General features: G+C 38.7%; 18 protein-coding genes. 14 read left to right on the forward strand and 4 right to left on the reverse strand.

Features of this window, described 5'->3' with window-relative positions; all coding sequences use genetic code 11:
* Positions 1-3 precede the first annotated feature (3 nt).
* The 4 genes from nirD (at position 4) to BDR01S_RS11295 (ending at position 3750) form a co-directional block, all read left to right on the forward strand.
* Positions 4-324, forward strand: a complete 321-nt coding sequence (nirD, locus tag BDR01S_RS11280) for a nitrite reductase small subunit NirD (RefSeq protein ID WP_066249762.1) — start codon at positions 4-6, stop codon at positions 322-324.
* Between the two features lie 27 nt (positions 325-351).
* Positions 352-1803 (forward strand): uroporphyrinogen-III C-methyltransferase, encoded by a 1452-nt coding sequence (gene cobA / locus BDR01S_RS11285; RefSeq protein ID WP_066249766.1) that lies wholly within the window; start codon positions 352-354, stop codon positions 1801-1803.
* A gap of 3 nt (positions 1804-1806) precedes the next feature.
* Positions 1807-2442: a precorrin-2 dehydrogenase/sirohydrochlorin ferrochelatase family protein gene (locus BDR01S_RS11290; RefSeq protein ID WP_066249769.1), complete on the forward strand. Its 636-nt coding sequence runs from the start codon at positions 1807-1809 to the stop codon at positions 2440-2442.
* A gap of 315 nt (positions 2443-2757) precedes the next feature.
* Positions 2758-3750 (forward strand): LacI family DNA-binding transcriptional regulator, encoded by a 993-nt coding sequence (locus BDR01S_RS11295; protein ID WP_066249772.1) that lies wholly within the window; start codon positions 2758-2760, stop codon positions 3748-3750.
* A gap of 136 nt (positions 3751-3886) precedes the next feature.
* Here BDR01S_RS11295 and rbsK read toward each other — a convergent pair whose 3' ends face one another.
* The gene (gene rbsK, locus BDR01S_RS11300; protein WP_066249774.1) at positions 3887-4840 is read right to left on the reverse strand and encodes a ribokinase; all 954 of its coding nucleotides are present in this window, start codon (positions 4838-4840) and stop codon (positions 3887-3889) included.
* A gap of 16 nt (positions 4841-4856) precedes the next feature.
* Complete coding sequence (gene rpe, locus BDR01S_RS11305; RefSeq protein WP_066363167.1) at positions 4857-5552, reverse strand: ribulose-phosphate 3-epimerase; 696 nt, start codon at positions 5550-5552, stop codon at positions 4857-4859.
* A gap of 594 nt (positions 5553-6146) precedes the next feature.
* Between rpe and BDR01S_RS11310 the strand changes: the two genes are divergently transcribed.
* The 8 genes from BDR01S_RS11310 (at position 6147) to BDR01S_RS11345 (ending at position 15904) form a co-directional block, all read left to right on the forward strand.
* Entirely contained in the window at positions 6147-7442 is a 1296-nt protein-coding gene (locus BDR01S_RS11310; RefSeq protein ID WP_066249779.1) for an MFS transporter, read from the forward strand.
* A gap of 91 nt (positions 7443-7533) precedes the next feature.
* Entirely contained in the window at positions 7534-9099 is a 1566-nt protein-coding gene (locus tag BDR01S_RS11315; protein WP_066249782.1) for a sugar ABC transporter ATP-binding protein, read from the forward strand.
* Positions 9096-10079 carry an ABC transporter permease gene (locus tag BDR01S_RS11320; protein ID WP_082797396.1) on the forward strand — a complete coding sequence of 328 codons (984 nt, stop codon included), beginning with the start codon at positions 9096-9098 and terminating at the stop codon, positions 10077-10079. Before BDR01S_RS11315 ends, BDR01S_RS11320 begins: the two co-directional genes overlap by 4 nt.
* 16 nt (positions 10080-10095) lie before the next feature.
* Complete coding sequence (locus BDR01S_RS11325; protein ID WP_066363169.1) at positions 10096-11067, forward strand: ABC transporter permease; 972 nt, start codon at positions 10096-10098, stop codon at positions 11065-11067.
* 64 nt (positions 11068-11131) lie between these two features.
* Positions 11132-12169, forward strand: coding sequence for an autoinducer 2 ABC transporter substrate-binding protein (locus tag BDR01S_RS11330; RefSeq protein WP_066249788.1), 1038 nt, complete (start codon positions 11132-11134; stop codon positions 12167-12169).
* 269 nt (positions 12170-12438) lie between these two features.
* Positions 12439-14031 carry a malate synthase A gene (gene aceB / locus BDR01S_RS11335; RefSeq protein WP_066249791.1) on the forward strand — a complete coding sequence of 531 codons (1593 nt, stop codon included), beginning with the start codon at positions 12439-12441 and terminating at the stop codon, positions 14029-14031.
* Between the two features lie 48 nt (positions 14032-14079).
* Positions 14080-15363 (forward strand): isocitrate lyase, encoded by a 1284-nt coding sequence (gene aceA, locus BDR01S_RS11340; protein WP_066249794.1) that lies wholly within the window; start codon positions 14080-14082, stop codon positions 15361-15363.
* Positions 15364-15466: 103 nt separating this feature from the next.
* Positions 15467-15904, forward strand: coding sequence for a YueI family protein (locus BDR01S_RS11345; RefSeq protein ID WP_066249798.1), 438 nt, complete (start codon positions 15467-15469; stop codon positions 15902-15904).
* Between the two features lie 145 nt (positions 15905-16049).
* Here the strand turns inward: BDR01S_RS11345 and BDR01S_RS11350 are convergent, their stop codons facing one another.
* Positions 16050-16502 carry an OsmC family protein gene (locus tag BDR01S_RS11350; protein ID WP_066249801.1) on the reverse strand — a complete coding sequence of 151 codons (453 nt, stop codon included), beginning with the start codon at positions 16500-16502 and terminating at the stop codon, positions 16050-16052.
* Between the two features lie 90 nt (positions 16503-16592).
* Here BDR01S_RS11350 and BDR01S_RS11355 point away from each other — a divergent pair, with 90 nt between their 5' ends.
* Entirely contained in the window at positions 16593-17081 is a 489-nt protein-coding gene (locus BDR01S_RS11355) for a VanZ family protein (RefSeq protein ID WP_066249802.1), read from the forward strand.
* A 17-nt stretch (positions 17082-17098) separates the two neighbouring features.
* Complete coding sequence (locus tag BDR01S_RS11360) at positions 17099-17356, forward strand: zinc ribbon domain-containing protein (RefSeq protein WP_066249805.1); 258 nt, start codon at positions 17099-17101, stop codon at positions 17354-17356.
* Positions 17357-17392: 36 nt separating this feature from the next.
* Here BDR01S_RS11360 and BDR01S_RS11365 read toward each other — a convergent pair whose 3' ends face one another.
* Positions 17393-18049: a lysozyme family protein gene (locus BDR01S_RS11365; protein WP_066249808.1), complete on the reverse strand. Its 657-nt coding sequence runs from the start codon at positions 18047-18049 to the stop codon at positions 17393-17395.
* Positions 18050-18054 lie beyond the last annotated feature (5 nt).

Genomic DNA, 18054 nt, shown 5'->3' on the forward strand with positions numbered 1-18054 from the left:
AATATGCTACAAACATTAACTCGGATTCCAGTGGCAAACTATTCAAATATAAGAGTTCGGTCAGGCTATTCACTTAAAATTGATGACACAGAAATCGCTCTATTTAAATTAACCAGTGGAGAGGTTTATGCCGTTGAAAACCGCAGCCCCCATCCAAAAGGTGGCGTCCTTTCAGAAGGACTTGTTAGTGGTGAATATGTATATTGCCCCCTCTATGATTGGAAAATATCCTTAAAAGATGGTAAAGTACAAGCACCGGATGAAGGTCAAGTACGGACATTTAAGGTTGAATTAGAGGAAGATATCGTTTTTATAATCAGATAAGAGCGAAATGGGAAGGATGGCTGCAGGATGAAAAAGGGGAAAGTATTTTTAGTAGGAGCAGGGCCGGGGGACATCCGTTTAATCACCGTTAAGGGACTGGAGGCCATTAAGCAAGCCGAAGTCATATTATATGACCGGCTTGCCAATCCCAAGCTATTGGAGTTTGCCCCAGCGGATTGCGAACTGATTTATTGCGGAAAGTTACCGAATCGCCATATTCTACGCCAAGGGAATATCAACGAGCTTTTGGTTGAGAAGGCGCTTGAAGGAAAGCGGGTTGTTCGATTAAAAGGCGGCGATCCGGGCGTTTTTGGCAGAGTTGGCGAAGAAGCGGCCTCCCTGGCCGAGTACCAAATTCCTTTTGAAATTGTTCCTGGCATTTCATCGGGGATTGCAGCCCCCCTATATGCAGGAATTCCTGTTACCCATCGTGAGTATGCCGAGTCATTTGCAGTCGTGACCGCTCATGACAAATCAAAAGAGGGCAAACCGGTACTAGACTGGGAAGGACTTGCCCGTGGTGTCGATACGATTGCTTTTTACATGGGAGTTGGCAATTTACCGTTTATTTGCGAAAATCTCATCACCTATGGAAAACAGGCGTCAACACCTGTTATTTTAATTCAATGGGGGACATTTGGCCGTCAAAAAACATTACAAGGAACGCTTGCTGATATCTCCGAGAAGGTTATCGAGGAAAAGTTTAGCAACCCGTCAATTATCTTAGTAGGTGAAGTCATTGCACTTCGCGAAAAAATCAGCTGGTTCGAGAAAATGCCGTTGCATGGACGGCAAATCCTGCTTGCCAGGACGAGTGATGCTCCAAGTGAATTAGCAAAGGAATTAATTGACCAAGGCGCCGATGTAATTGAATTTCCGAAGTGGAAACGGACTTCATTGCCAGTTGATTTAGCAAAAGTGACAGCCTTTGAGAAAATTCTCTTTACCTCACCAGAAAGTGTAAATGAATTTTTCACAGCGGTAATGGAGAGCGGAATCGATATCCGAACCATTTGTGCTGATTTCTTTGGCGCTTCTGTGAAATCTATAAAAGCATTAAATAATCGAGGCTTTATTGCTGCACATGCGGATGAATTGAGCGAGCCGAGTGCTTTGCTGATTGTCGGAGACGATAGTATCTTGAAAAAAGAGTTTGATTCTGCAGATCTTTTGGTGACCAGCAAGAAAGAGCTTGATTATCAATTCCTGCCTCTTTTTAAAAGAATGTTAGATGAAGCGGACGTGAACACCATGGTATTCCCAAGCAGTTCCTCTGTTGAGCCATTTTTGATAGCGTTAAGTGAAGGTGACATGAATGCAGCTGAACTGTTAAAAGGACTGCAAATCGTCAGCATGGGAAAACAAACAGAAGCTGCCGTTGTAAAGGCAGGCTTTCCGTCAATTGGAACGCCAGCAAACGCAACGAAACAAGCGCTGGTAGAATATTTAGCAGCTCGTCGTCCTGTCGAGGAAGTGTAGAAGATGCATTCAGGCTATCCCGTGACACTAAGGTTAGTAGGTAAAAAGGTTGTCATTGTTGGCGGCGGTAAGGTTGCCGAGCGGAAAGTGAAGGGACTGCTTGATACCGGGGCAGAAGTTGTCGTCATCAGTCCGGAGGCAACAGATGAAATTCAAGGACTTCATCGGGAGGGTGTAATTGTTTGGAAGCAAAAGTCTGCTGCTTTAAGTGACATGGATGATGCATTCATGATTTTTGCTGCCACAAACAATCCACAACTCAATCAGTCGATTAAGAAAATGGCTGGAGCCCACCAGCTTGTAACGATAGCAGATGATCCAGGTGGCTCCATATTTCATGTCCCAGCCCATTTTAGACGTGGACAATTGAGCATTGCTGTCTCGACAGGAGGAGCAAGCCCAACTCTCGCCAGCAAAATTCGGGAGCAGCTCGAGGATCAGTTTGATGATTCGTATGAAAGCTACCTTGAATTTCTTTCGTCCAAACGAAAATGGATCTTGAAGGAAGTAGAAGATGCCTCCTTGAAAAGAAAACTATTAAAAACCATTGTCAGTTCGGATTTCTTAACTAGTGCAAATAGAGAAGATGATTTTATCAGGTTATATGAAGCGCTGCTTAAAGAAACGCGCCAATCATGACCGCAATGTAGGATGTCACTGACGTCCTTTTTTTATGCTATTTTTCCTCGAAAAAACAAGGTGCAGTGGTACCGCCAATATATCCCGTTATCCTAAGTTCATGACCTTACCAAAGGATTCAATCGGATTATTAGTATATTAAATTAGAGTAAACCAAGGATAGAAGATTGTTTTAAACAGACTAAGTAATTCCTACTTGAATTGACAGATTAAATTAAAGAATGATATGATTTTGGAAATCGGTTACGTAAAAGATATACATGTGTTCATATTATTTTTATCGTAACATATGTAACGTTCGCGGAGGTAGTACAATTGACTACAATTAGAGATGTTGCTGCTAAAGCAGGAGTTTCTACAGCAACTGTGTCAAGAATTATTAATAATAAAGGTCAGGCAACTCCTGAAACGGTTGCTAGAGTACATGCCATTATTAAGGAATTAGGTTATAAACCAAATGTGGTTGCACGTAGTTTAACAAGTCGAAAATCTAACACGATTGCTTTACTTGTTCCTACTATAAGTAACCCCTTTTTTCCTGAATTAGCACGAGGGGCCGAAGATGTAGCGAATTCTTACGGTTTAAATATCTTTCTTTGTAATACGGATGATGAACGAGAGAAGGTAAACAATTATCTTGTTTCTCTGCAAGAAAGATATGTAGATGGAGTTATTATAAATTCTCTTAACTTGACTAATGAAGATTTAAAGGAACTTCATTCTAATGGGATTCCTGTTGTTACACTTGACAGAACCTTCTCAACTCATGAATTTTCTTCTATAATAGTTAAACATCGAATAGGAGCCCAGGTGGCTACGAAGCATCTAATTGATATTGGATGTAAACGAATTGGATTGATTCGAGGACCAGAAGATGATTTTACAGCTGTTCAGAGAATGTGGGGATATAGGGATTATGTAAAAGAATTTGATTGGTTTGATCAAAGTTGGATTGCTCTTGGAGATTTTAGTGTAAAAAGTGGTTACCTTTGTATGAAAGAACTGTTCCAGCGTCATCCGGATATAGATGGAGTCTTTGCTTCCAATGATTTGATGGCCATTGGCTTATTAAAAGCTGCTCATGAATGGGGGCGTAAGGTACCAGATGAATTGGCAATTATAGGATTCGATGGAATTGACATGACGCAATATACTAACCCGCCTATCTCTACCATTAAACAACCAATCTATGAAATGGGGAAAATGGCAATGGAAGAACTAATTAGATTAAGTCGAGAACCAGAATCCGATTCCCGTAAGATGGAACTCGATGTAGAACTAATTCTACGTGAATCTTCTATGCGATAAAACGAATGTAGGTAATAAAAAAGACTCCTAACAGATAGGAGTCTTTTTAGTAGTTGAATAACTTTTTAGTGATCATTCTTTCTGAACGGTTTGTGTGAAAGCTGCGCTGTTGTTAGTTTAGTAATAATCGACTAATTTATGCTTGTACTACTTCTAATAAATAATGTGAAAGTCCTCTCTCTGCACAAAATTCATTTACCTTCTCTATAGTTGGAACTCCGTCCTGTGCACCTTGCTTTGTTACTTTTAAAGCGGCTACAATGGTTGCAAATTTCACTGCCGCAACGAGGCCTGCTCCATCAGCAATTGCAGAACCAATTGCTCCGGCAAATGAGTCTCCTGCCCCAACAGTGTCCACTGCTGTCACTTGAATAGCTTGGATATATTCTGTTTTTCCACTTTCATAAACTAAAGATCCTTTGTCGCCCATTTTAATGATGGAGTTTTTCACACCCATTCGATTAAAATATTCGGCTGCTTGATGAGCAGAATCTAAATCTATGACATTAATGCCAGTTAGTTGTTTTGTTTCCTGTTTATTCGGAACGATTAAATCTGCATATTGCAACGCCCGTTTTGTAATACCATCTGCTGGTGCTGGATCTAAAACAACAAACATGCCTTTATTTCTTGCTTGAATCATTGACTCAATTACTGCTTCTTCAGGAATCTCCATCTGTACGAGTAATACTTTACTATTATTGATTTTGGAGAAAGCATCTTGAATATCCTTTGCCGTTAATTCATCATTTGCGCCTTTAACGACAAGCATTGTATTCTCGGCTGTATGATCAATTGTAATAATCGCACATCCAGTAGAATTTTCTTGTACTCGCTTTACACAAGATGTATTGATTCCGTTATCTTTCATAGATTTAATCATAGTATCACCATATAAATCAGTGCCGATCGAACCGATCATATGCACTTTTTTCCCTAAGCGTGCACTTGCAACAGCCTGATTTGCCCCTTTTCCTCCTGGAAGTGTCACCATCTTCTTTCCAAAAATAGTTTCCCCTTGGTTCGGATAATGGTTCGTAAAGGCAACGATGTCAACATTTATACTTCCAACTACGGTTATCTCTTCCATTACTACCACTCCACATTCACTTAAGATTTGCTTCGAATTGATTTTCTTTTTGACTTGTGATAAATTCCTTTAATTTTGTAACAGCTTCCTCAAACGTGATCTCTGGTTTGAATAAAGATGACGTACCACAAACGAGCATGTTCGCTCCGTTTTCTAAAACTCCAGGAATCGTTTCATACCCAATATTTCCGTCAACTTGAATATCAATGTTATAGCCTTCACTATCAATCATACGTTTTAAATCTTTTACCTTTTTATACATTAAAGGAATGAATTTTTGACCAGCAAATCCAGGGTTAACAGTCATAACAGTAACGTAATCTACTACATCTAAAACATATTTAAGTTCTTCAATTGGTGAAGACGGATTTAAAGCAACTCCTGCTTTTAACCCGTTATTACGAATTGTTTGTAATGTTCTTTGTAAATGCTCTGTTGCTTCGGCATGAACAGAAATCATATCAGCACCCACGTCGATAAAAGTATCTAAGTGGATTTCAGGGTTTTTAACCATTAAATGGACATCAAATGGTTTGTTTGTGTAAGGTTTTATACTCTTAATCAAATCAGGCCCCATTGTAAAATTTGGAACAAAGCTTCCATCCATTACATCTAGATGAAAAAAATCAACTCCTGCCTGATCAAGTCTTATTACAGTTTCTTTTAAAACTCCCATATCTGCACACATTAAAGACGGACCAATTAAAGTCATAATATTATAGCCTCCTGATTATATTGGTGAAAATTTTTAAGTATAGGTTTTGAATAGTTTGAGTTCTACGATAACCTTCACCTTTGTTGCATTTGTTACATTTATTTCAGAGATAGTGGTTAAAAATCATATTAATCATGAACGTAACCGATTACATGAATGTTATCATTCTTTAATTTGTTTTGTCAAACAGGAAATTTAATTGAATTCGCACCCAATAAACCTCCTGTTTATATGAATAAATACCATTTTTTATAATTAGAAAAAAATATTCGTAACCGGTTGCGTTGGAAAATAGGATATGCTAGTATATTGATTAAGATTTATCTTGTAATAACCGTATAAATTAAGAGGTTATGGATATTTATATTTTTTTGACCCTTTACGTAATCGGTTACATCGTTATTATTGAAGATATGATTTTTCATATTTATTAAGGTCTTTTTAGGGGGGGGGAAATGAGTGAAAAAAGAATAGTGCTCATTACAGGTGGAATGATTATGTACTAAAATTATTTATTTTTACTTGAGAAGAATTTCAATTATAAAAAATAGATTTAAAATTTAGTAATTAGCTTCTGAGGAGGAATTCATTATGAAAAATGTAAGCGCACTACCTAATCCAGAACAAAAAACGATTTTAGGAATGCCTGTAGCACTTTTTTGGGGATTTATTGCAATTATGATCTTTATGACAGGAGACGGTATTGAGCAAGCATTTCTATCAAAACAAATTGTAGAAATGGGATTTACTGCCGGACAATCAGCTATGGTCTTTACTATATACGGTGTCACTGTAGCGATTGGATCATGGTTAGCAGCTTTATTTGCTGATATTTGGGGACCAAGACGTACCATGTTAGTTGGACTAATTATATGGGTCTTGTTTCACGTTGGTTTTATCACACTTGGCACAGTTCCAGAAAATCTAAATATGATGATGGTTATGTATGGATTACGTGGATTTGGTTTCCCGTTATTCGCTTATTCATTTGTTGTTTGGATAGCTTATGCTACACCACATAAAAAACTTCCTACAGCAATGGGGTGGTTCTGGTTTGCCCATTCATTAGGTATTGGCGTATTCGGTTCTTACATGCCGAGCTTCACCATCCCTGCTATAGGCTATAACGGATCACTTTGGTTAGGATTAATTTTTGTCATAATTGGTGGATTAGTTGGAGTTCTTATGACAAAAGGAAACTATGAAAAACCAAAAGATGAGAATCCATCAGAAACGATTAAGAATGGCTTTACGATACTATTTACTAATAAAAAGATTGCGATTGCATCTGCAGTAAGGATTATTAATCAATTGGCTGTTTATGGTTTTGTTGTGGCGATGCCATTGTTTTTAACAAGCGAGGAAGTTGGTTTTACTACATCTCAATGGCTACAAATATGGGGTGCTATGTACTTAGTTAATATTTTCTTTAATTTATTCTGGGGTTTTGTTGCTAGCAAAATGGCATGGCACAAAGTTGTTCAATATTTTGGTTGTATCGGAGTAGCGATTTCTTGTTTACTATTCTATTACGTACCAATCACTTTTGGTCCTAATTTTTGGTTAATGGTATGTGTCTCAGGTTTCTTTGGAGCAGTTCTTGGTGCATTTGCTCAAATGTCCGCGATCTTTGCAGCAATTGATCCAGAAAACAGAGGGGCAGCAATGTCGATTCATAACCTTTCTGCCGGATTAAGTCAATTTATTGCACCAGCTTTAGCTGGTATTCTATATACAATGCTCGGAACAGAAGGATTAGTTTGGTCCTTAGCAGGATTTTATTTATTAGGATTTGTTCTTGCAAATTTCCTAAAAATAGAACAAGAAGGACCTGCAGTTAAGAGAGAGAACAGTGATCCTGTAGGAAATAAGGCATTAAATGCTTAAGTCATAAATTAAAAGGCTTATCCAGGGAGGAACTAGTTTGAAGTAAAGTGATGGAAGAAAGAAATTAAAATGGATTTAGAGGAGGGGTTTGATGTCTAAGTATATACTGCAAATGAACCATATTAGCAAAACATTCCCAGGTGTAAAAGCCCTTGATAATGTAAAGCTTGAGATAGAACCAGGAGAAGTTCATGCCTTAATAGGTGAAAATGGAGCGGGTAAATCAACGCTTATCAAAATTCTAGCAGGAATCTATGATGCTGACCCAGGTGCAGAGTTTTATTTTGAAGGCAGAGAAGCTGATATTAAAAAACCAATTGATGCTACTTTAAAAGGTATTTCAATAATCTATCAAGATTTAAGTTTATTCCCTAACCTCTCTGTAGCAGAAAATATTTTTATAGGTAGAGATAGTAATAGTAACAGCCTAAAAAAGGTTAATTGGAAACATATCGAAGAGATTGCTGAAAGCGCATTAAAAGAATTAGACGTTCAAATTGATTTGAATTTACCAGTCGAAAAGCTAAGCATTGCCCAACAACAATTAATCGAAATCGCTAGGGCCTTGGCGTTTGAAGCGAAATTAATTGTAATGGATGAACCTACATCATCACTTTCTGCTGGAGAGGTAGAAAAGCTATATAAAGTAATAAATAATCTTAAACAAAAGGGTATCTCAATTATATTTGTAAGTCATAAGCTAAAAGAGCTCTTTACCGTTTCCGATCGGTTTACTGTCCTACGTGATGGAAAGTATGTGGGAACATATGAAAGTAAAGAACTCAATGAAGATAAATTAATTAATTTAATGGTAGGCAGACAAGTATTATATGAAAAAAATAAAGGCGGAATCCAAATTGGTCAAACAGTATTTGAGGTTAAATGTTTGTCCAAGGAGGGTAATTTTAAGGATATTTCTTTTGAATTAAAGCAGGGAGAGGTTATAGGTATTACTGGTCTCATGGGATCAGGACGTACTGAACTCGCTCAAGCTATATTTGGAATCAATACTCCAGTTACAGGTGAAATAAAAATTAATGGTGAGAGTGTCACAATCAAGTCTTCTGAAGATGCTGTAAAAAAGGGAATTGCCTATATTCCTGAAAGCAGGAAGACTCAGGGGTTAATTCTAGAACAATCTATCATCAATAACATCTCACTTCCAGTTTTAAAAACTTTACGAAACGCATTCGGATTAATTAGTCGTAAAAAAGAGGTTGACTTGGCTAATCACTATATTAAAACTTTAGATGTCCGGCCGGCATTGCCTAATTTGAAAACTGGTAAAATGTCAGGCGGAAACCAACAAAAAGTAGTTATTGGAAAATGGTTATCAACAAAACCAAAGCTTTTAATTATTGATGAGCCTACCAATGGTATTGATATCGGTGCAAAAACTGAAATCCATAAACTTTTAAGGAAGCTTGCTTCAGAAGGTATGGGAGTAATTGTAATTTCATCAGAACTTCCTGAAGTATTAGCAGTTAGTGATCGTATTATAGTAATGAGGCATGGAAGAATAGCTGGTGAACTAGCTATTGAAGAAGCAACACAAGAAAATATCATGAATTACGCTTTGCTTGGATCCAAAGTATCAAAAGAGAACAAAAACCAAGGCAAAGGAAAAGTGATAGTTGAAAGCGGGGTGTCGATGTGAAATCAATCCTTAAATCAAAAGAAATGAGTATTGCTTTGATTATAGTCATGCTTTCGATCGTACTGTCTTTTATAAGCCCTGTATTCTTTACCTTTGAGAATATTACGGACATCTTAAAAGGAAACGCTGTCCTTGGTATATTAGCGATTGGTATGACGCTCGTCATTATTACAGGTGGAATTGACGTATCAGTTGCAGCTGTCACTACGGCAGTCATTGTTATTCTTGGTAAAATCCTGGTTTTCTTACCAGATAGTCCTATATCAATCGTTTTAATGTTTATTATCGCACCGTTAATAGGGGTTATTTTGGGAGCATTGAATGGAATGCTAGTTTCTAAGATTCAAATTCCAGCTATTGTGGTGACTCTAGGTACAATGAGTATGATCAATGGGATTATTTTATACATTACAAATGGGCAATATCTAAACAGTACTAGTTTTCCAAAAATATTTGTAAAATTTGCAAATTTCGAGATCTTTGGTATCTCTATATTAATCATTCTTTTCGCTCTTATTTCAATCGGAGCATGGTATTTATTGAAGTATACGGTAATCGGACGTGAAGTATTAGCTATAGGTGGTAATAAAGAGTCTTCCATCCGTGCGGGAATTAACTTTGATAAAGTTCAAATTTTTGTATACGGTTTTATGGGACTTTTGGCTGGCGTAGCAGCTATTGCCCAGTTGTCCTATACAAAAGCTGTAGATCCTAATGGACTTCTTGGCTTTGAAATGCAAGTTATTGCTGCAGTTGTTCTAGGTGGTGCCAATATCATGGGTGGCCGTGGAACAATTATTGGAACTTTTTTAGGTGTTCTATTATTAGGAATCATGCAAAATGGCCTAATCTTAGCGCATATTGATGTTTTCTGGCAAAAAGTAGTTGTTGGGGCAATTATATTGTTAGCTGTTACATTCGATCAGATTCAATATAAACGGTCAAAGGATAAGCTGGCAAAAATTGAAGTAGAAGCATGAGGAAGGGGTGAATATTTTGAAAGGGTTATCAAAGGAAAGTGTTTTAGGTTTAATTGCTTTGGTGTTGACTATTGGAATGTGCATTATTGCACCAGGTTTCTTAAGCCAACAAAATATTAGTAATATGCTGTTTCAAATTCCTGAATTTGGTTTGATCGCATTAGGGATGATGGTGGTTATCGTAACAGGTGGGATCAATCTTTCGATAACATATTCAGCAGCCCTATCAGGTGTAGCTATTGCAATTATGCAAAGTCATGGATACTCGATTTTAATTTCCATTCTTGTTGGATTAGTTGTTGGTTTATTGTGTGGATTTATTAATGGATTCATAGTATCCAAGATTGGTGTTTCTGCCATTCTCGTTACATTAGGAACAATGACTTTATTTGAAGGTGTAATCCTAACGATAACAAAAGGTAATTCTATTTCTGGTTTTAGCGAAGCTTATAGCTTAATTGGGAATGGTTATTACATGGGCTTAGTTCCTTTATCACTACTAATCTTCGTGATTTTCGCTGTCTTGACCGCTATTCTAATGAATAAATCAAAATGGGGCCGTAATGTATACATGTTGGGAAGTAACCCAATTGCTACTTTGTTTTCAGGTGTAAATACTAACAAAGTTCTAATGGGAGTTTATTTATATTCTGCCCTACTTGCAGCTGTGGCATCCATTATCATGACATCCAGATATAATATGGCAAAGGTTGACCTTGGATCTTCTTACCTATTACAAAGTGTTTCAGCAGCTGTTTTAGGAGGGACTGACATTCAGGGTGGCTATGGAAAGGTAATGGGAACTATTTACGCTGTTATAATTTTCCAAGTACTTTCAAGTGGATTAAATTTATTAGAGGTTCCTCGTTCTATTGTAGGGATCATTATGGGAGCCATCCTAATACTAGTATTAATTCTTAATTTTGTTAAAGCAAAAGTAGATGAGAAATCTCAGAAAAAAGCACAACAAGAAACGTTAGTAGCTTAAGGGAGAATTCTGAAAATTATTTCAGATGAACCATAAATTATCTTAGTAAAGAGGGGGAATTATAATGAAGAAGTTATTAGGAGCTATATTATCAGTAGTATTAATGGTTGGCCTGCTTGCAGGTTGTGTTTCTTCAAACTCTGGAACAACAAGCAAAGCTAATGGAAGTGAAAATGCTGATAAATCTGGGAAACTCAAAATTGCAGTAGTACCAAAACTAATAGGAATTCCTTATTTCAATGCATCTGAAAAAGGTGCTGTTCAAGCTGGGAAAGATTTGGGTGTTGATGTTATTTATACTGGGCCAACTGAAGCTGACGCAGCTCAACAGGTTAAAGTTATCGAGGATTTAATTAGTCAAAAAGTTGATGTAATCGCAGTTGCACCGAATGACCAAGCAGCTTTAACTCCTGTATTAAAGAAAGCTAAAGATGCTGGAATTAAAGTAATGGACTGGGATACTCCAGCAGATCAATCAGTAGTTGATTTATCCGTGCACCAAATCGATGATGAGGCTTACGGCCGTCATATTACAAAGTCTTTAGTTGAACAAATGGGTACTGAAAAAGGCGAAATCGCTATTTTAACAGGTGGTCTTTCAGCGGCTAACTTAAATTCATGGATTGATGGGGCTAAGAAAGAGCTTGAAGAAAATTATCCTGGTCTTAAATTAGTATCTGACAAAATTGCTACAGATGAAAAACAACCAGTGGCATATCAAAAAACACTTGATTTAATCAAATCATACCCTGATTTAAAAGGTATTATGGCATTTTCAACTATTGCTCCACTTGGTGCTGCTCAAGCGATTCAAGAAAAGGGACTTCAAGATAAAATTGCGATAATTGGTGCTAATTTACCAAAAGATTCAATCCCATTCCTTGAAGACGGTGCTTTAGATTTAGCGATTCTCTGGGAGCCTGATAAGTTGGGTTATTTAACAGTTGCTCTTGCAAAAGATTTAGCTGAAGGTAAAATGCCACAAGATGGACAAGAAGTAAAAAATGTTGGAAAAATTGAAGTGTGGGAAGATGGTAAAACTGTCATTATGGGACCACCAACTGACTTCACGAAAGAAAATGCAGGAAATTATGATTTCTAAAAAGCAATCTTTAAAGGATGTTCATAGCGATTCCGCTGGGACATCCTTTTTGCATATTAATAAAAATTCACCCTGTCTTTATGATTTTATCCCTTGAAAACATCTTTTAACTTTATTTTATGGATATTTTTCCTCGAAAAAACAAGCTACAGGGAGTATTTACCTATTTTTATAAAATTTTCAGAAAGGTGGTTCCATTTTTAAAAATCGTGTTATATAATACAAAGCGTAGATAGTTGCTGTATTATAACAAAGAGGTGATGTAGTTCATGTCGACGCAAACGACAGGCATTGAAGTGGTTGGGCCAGTGAAAGCCCGGTACGATGAGATACTAACACCAGAGGCATTAAACTTTATTGAAGAGTTAGAGCGAAAGTTTGGCGAAAGAAGAGTTGAACTGTTACAGTACAGGCAAAAACGCCAAGTGGAAATTAACGATGGAAAATTGCCAGATTTCCTCCCAGAAACGAAACATATCCGGCATGGTGACTGGACCATTGCTCCACTGCCGGATGACCTGCAAGATCGTCGGGTCGAAATTACCGGTCCAACCGATAGGAAAATGGTCATCAACGCTTTGAACTCAGGTGCAAAGGTGTTTATGGCTGACTGTGAAGACGCCACTTCACCGACATGGGAAAACATCGTCGAAGGACAAATCAACTTACGAGATGCGGTAAATCGAACAATATCCTTTGAAAATCCGAATGGGAAAAAATATGAGCTAAATAAAAAGACAGCTGTTCTGTTTGTACGACCACGCGGACTGCATCTGGTAGAAAAGCATACTTTATTAGATAGCAAACCTATTTCCGGAAGTTTTTTCGATTTTGGAATGTATTTTTTCCATAATGTGAACCAGTTACTTGCGAGGGATTCCGGGCCATATTTTTACCTGCCAAAGCTTGAAAGTCATTTGGAAGCACGGTTGTGGAATGATGTATTTGTATTTGCGCAAGAGAAGCTTGGGATTCCCAATGGAACCATTAAAGCGACTGTCTTACTAGAAACCATCATGGGCGCATTTGAAATGAACGAGATTTTATTTGAGCTAAAAGATCACTCTGCAGGATTGAATTGTGGAAGATGGGATTATATCTTCAGTTACTTGAAAAAGCTGCGTAAGCACAAGGATGTCATTTTACCCGATCGCTCGCAGGTAACGATGACGGTTCCGTTTATGCGTTCGTATTCGCTCTTAACGATTCAAACCTGTCACCGCCGCAAGGCACCGGCAATCGGTGGAATGGCTGCCCAAATTCCAATCCGTAACAATCCTGCTGCAAATGAGGAAGCCTTTGCCAAGGTTCGTGCGGATAAGGAACGTGAAGCCCGTGATGGACATGATGGAACATGGGTAGCACACCCCGGTCTTGTCCCGGTAGCTCTAGAGGTTTTCAATCGTGAAATGCCGATGGCAAACCAAATCCACACGAGTAAACAACAGAAAATCACGGTGAAGGCTCAAGATTTGCTCGAATCACCAGGTGGGGCGATTACAGAAGAGGGCGTTCGTATGAATATAAATGTCGGCATCCAATATATTGCTTCGTGGCTAAGCGGCAATGGCGCAGCCCCGATTCATAACTTGATGGAGGATGCGGCAACCGCTGAAATCTCACGGGCCCAGCTATGGCAATGGATTCGCCATCCAAAGGGGATTCTGAACGACGGACGGAAAGTAAGCGTGGAAATGTATCAGCAATACAAAGTGGAGGAATTAGAAAAAGTTAAACAGGAAATAGGTGCTGAAGCTTTTGAAGGCGGCCGATTTGATGAAGCCGTTGAACTGTTTGACAGGTTGATCTTAAATGATGAGTTTGCTGAATTTTTAACCTTACCGGGGTATGAACTTATTTAGTTTTTTTAATAAAAAAAAACTTAATAGATTACTAGGAGGAATATAAAGATGACAAATTCAAGAGTAGCAAAATTACAAGAAAACTGGGAAATGGATAGCCGTTGGAATGGGATTACGAGACCATATACTGCCGAGGATGTTATTAAGTTACGCGGTTCCATTGATATTGAGCATACATTGGCTCGGAAAGGGTCAGAAAAGCTATGGAAACTATTAAATGAAGAAGACTATGTAAATGCCCTTGGTGCCCTAACGGGGAATCAAGCCGTCCAGCAGGTAAAAGCGGGGTTAAAAGCGATTTACCTAAGCGGCTGGCAGGTAGCGGCCGACGCGAACCTATCCGGACATATGTACCCGGACCAAAGCTTATACCCGGCGAACAGTGTACCAAATGTTGTTAAAAAAATTAATCAGGCCTTGCAGCGTGCTGACCAGATTACGCATTCAGAGGGAGACAACTCGATTGATTGGTTTGCTCCAATTATCGCCGATGCAGAAGCAGGCTTCGGCGGCCAATTGAATTGTTTCGAATTAATGAAGGGGATGATTGAAGCCGGTGCATCAGGTGTGCACTTTGAAGATCAGCTTTCTTCTGAGAAAAAATGTGGTCACTTAGGCGGGAAGGTGTTACTGCCAACGCAAACGGCGGTTCGTAATTTAATTGCCGCTCGTTTAGCTGCAGACGTTATGGGCGTTCCAACTATTTTAGTTGCCCGGACAGATGCTAACGCGGCTGATTTAATTACTAGTGATATTGATTTGAATGATGCTCCGTTTATTACAGGCGAACGCACGGGAGAAGGGTTCTACCGAGTAAAGGCAGGGATTGACCAGGCGATTGCTCGCGGCTTAGCGTATGCCCCTTATGCAGATCTTGTATGGTGCGAAACTTCGGAGCCGAATATCGAGGAGGCCAGACAATTTGCGGAAGCCATCCATGCGGAGTTCCCAGGAAAGATGCTCGCTTACAACTGTTCCCCATCTTTCAACTGGAAGAAGAAACTGGATCAAGAAACAATTGCGAAATTCCAAGTCGAGCTTGGCAAAATGGGCTACAAGTTCCAATTTGTAACTCTTGCAGGCTTCCACGCTCTAAACCACGGCATGTTCGAACTTGCACGCGGATATAAAGAGCGCGGAATGGCAGCTTACTCCGAATTGCAGCAAGCTGAATTCGACAGCGAGCAATACGGCTACACGGCCACACGTCACCAACGTGAGGTAGGTACAGGTTACTTTGACCAAGTATCTATGGTCATCACAGGTGGAACCTCATCAACAACCGCATTGAAAGGTTCGACGGAGACAGAACAATTTACAAGGAAAAACTAAAAGGTGATCCTTCTCTCCGGGTGGAGGGAGGGATTTTTTGGTGAGGAACGTTTTTTAAGGTATCATCATAGATAATAATAGCCTTTATATGGAGTTGATTTAGTTGAAGAAGACAACCGTTGACGAGGTCTTACAGCAAGGGATCTATGGACCGTTAGAAACAAAACCAGATGAGCGGCGGAAATTCTTAGGGACTTTGAGAGAACGAATTGTGGTGGCTCTTACGAAAAGCCAAGTGGCAGAAACCAGCGTATATCCCCAAGTTGAGAAGCAGATGAAAGAAAGGCCACAGTCCCACCTATTCTTAAATGGAAACATGAGTTATGAAAACCTTTCAAAATATGTAAAGCTGGCCACAAAATATAAAATTGAACATACTCTTGTAACCAATAAAGAGCACGACTCGGATATCGGCTTGGTGTTAGCCATGGATCATGCGATTGATAAAGAAGATATCTATATTACCAATAAGGAACCTGCGCCACTGCAGCAAGAAGTCAAAAAAAGCAAAGGTTTTTTTGCGAAAATCTTTAAAAAATAAAGTATGTAATATCAAAGAACTTACTCGTTAACATCGGAATTGATCAAGAGGGAGTCTATTCTGTCCTTATGAGAGGTTCATAAGGACAAAAAGCTCCAAGCGAGACCGCCAACTATCCTTATGAAAAGCTAAACTCCTCTATTTCTCATCCTGCAGCCACTTCTACCTTAGCCTGAAGCTCGATTTCAACATTCCCTTGAATCGCGCGGCTAATCATGCAGGATGCCTCCGCTTTTTTGGCCAGTCTCATAGCCATTTTAACTTCTCGGTCAGCAGCATCCGGTTTCAAGACAACATGAGGTCGATGAATGATCTTTTTATACGTGAACACCCCATTGGTGACATCAACAATTCCTTCAGACTCCATCGTTAAGTTTTCCTTCACAAACCCACTTCGCTCCATCATTGCTGCAAGCGTGATAATATAGCAGGTTGCAGCGGCCCCCAGCAGCATCTCATCTGGATTGGTGCCGATACCCGGCCCATCCATTTCTGATGGGATGGAGATCTTTGTTATTAAATTCCCAGCTTCAATCTCGCCAACATCATTCCGTAATCCTGGCCAGCTCGCTTTTAAGTGAAAAGTATGTTCAGCCATTCTAATTTCCTCCAATTTTAGTTTTGCTCCCACGTGATTTGGAAAATATGATATGGTTAATTTGATATGTAAATAATGGAGCAGTGACGAATGAAACTTATTTTTAAAATTACCCTTATCTTAATACTTTGTTTATATTTAGCGATTCTTTCAAAATTAATTTTGTTTAAATATATCCCGTTATCTGAAATTATTAATCATTTTAATTTTACATATGATGAATACCACTGGCGGTCGAATAATTTCGTCCCTTTTAAAACGATTAACTTTTATTTGTTTTTAGCTGATATTAATTTAAATATACGGATTGAGAACTTAGCAGGGAATATCATCGGGTTTATGCCGTTCGGATTTATCTTACCATTGCTGGCTAAAAAGTTTCAAAAACTTAGTGCCGTCATCATCTCCACCTTTTGCTTAAGCCTGACCTTTGAACTGCTGCAGCTAATATTTGAATTCGGCAGCTTTGATGTAGATGATTTAATTTTAAATACGGTTGGTGGGATCTTAGGTTACCTGCCTATTAAACTTGTATTTCTCTTCACCCAAATGAAAACGAAAAACATGAACGTAGCATAATTTTAGGGGGCAGTTGGATGGCAAAAGGATTTTTTTCACTCTTTGCGAAAAATATTAAGAAGTCAATGGGACCGGGGCAATATCAAGCTAATGGAATACAAGTTACTTGTGTTCATTGCCAACACGACCGGTTTGAATCTGGTCACGCACAGTTAAATACGGCCTTAGCCACTTTTTTTAAATTAGACTTTGCCAATCGCTCTGCTATCACATTGACCTGCCACCGCTGTGGGTATATCCATTGGTTTAACAAAAGAGTTAATCGAATCGATTAACATGATGATTTCAAACAAAAAACCACCGTCGAATCTTTAAAAAGATCCACTGGTGGTTTTTTCAGTCCCAGTTACCGGAACCGTGTCAGCTAACAATTGAATATTTTTTGTTACTTTTGTGCTATAAGTAAAATCACCATAGCAATAAGGATAGCGAAAATTATCTTTATTGCCGCCACAAGTATAAATGGCTGGCTTTTCTTTTACCCGCTGGAGAGAAAAGTCCTTCGCCAGTGCCTCACTGTGTTTACCGCCATGCTGTGCAACGTAGTTAATGTACCCAATTCCCATGTTGTAGGACTGGATGATCGTCTGGAAATCTACCTTTTTCTGATTCCCATAAGTGAGAACGCGCTGAAAATGCTTTACTCCAACTTGAATACTTTTCTTTGGATCTGTTATTGCATTTCTTGCCAAGCCCGCTGATTCCGAAGCCTGCATCGGATCCCCGCCCCGGCCGCGGCTTTCTTGCTGCATTAAAGCGACTAGTACGGTCGTATGACTTTCGAGATTATATTTTGCTAATTCATCATGTATTAAGGGACGATATTTTTTTACATCAGCAAAGGGATCAGTTTTCACTAGATCAAGAGAAGGCTGGTGTTGGAAATAATTTTGGAACATAGCTAAAGCGCAAAAAAGGACAAACAGCATGAAAAAAAGTTTGAATTTCTTCCTTTTTCGTTTTTTCAAATAGA

The sequence above is a fragment of the Neobacillus drentensis NBRC 102427 genome (assembly GCF_001591445.1).
GTDB classification, from domain to species: domain Bacteria; phylum Bacillota; class Bacilli; order Bacillales; family Cytobacillaceae; genus Neobacillus; species Neobacillus drentensis.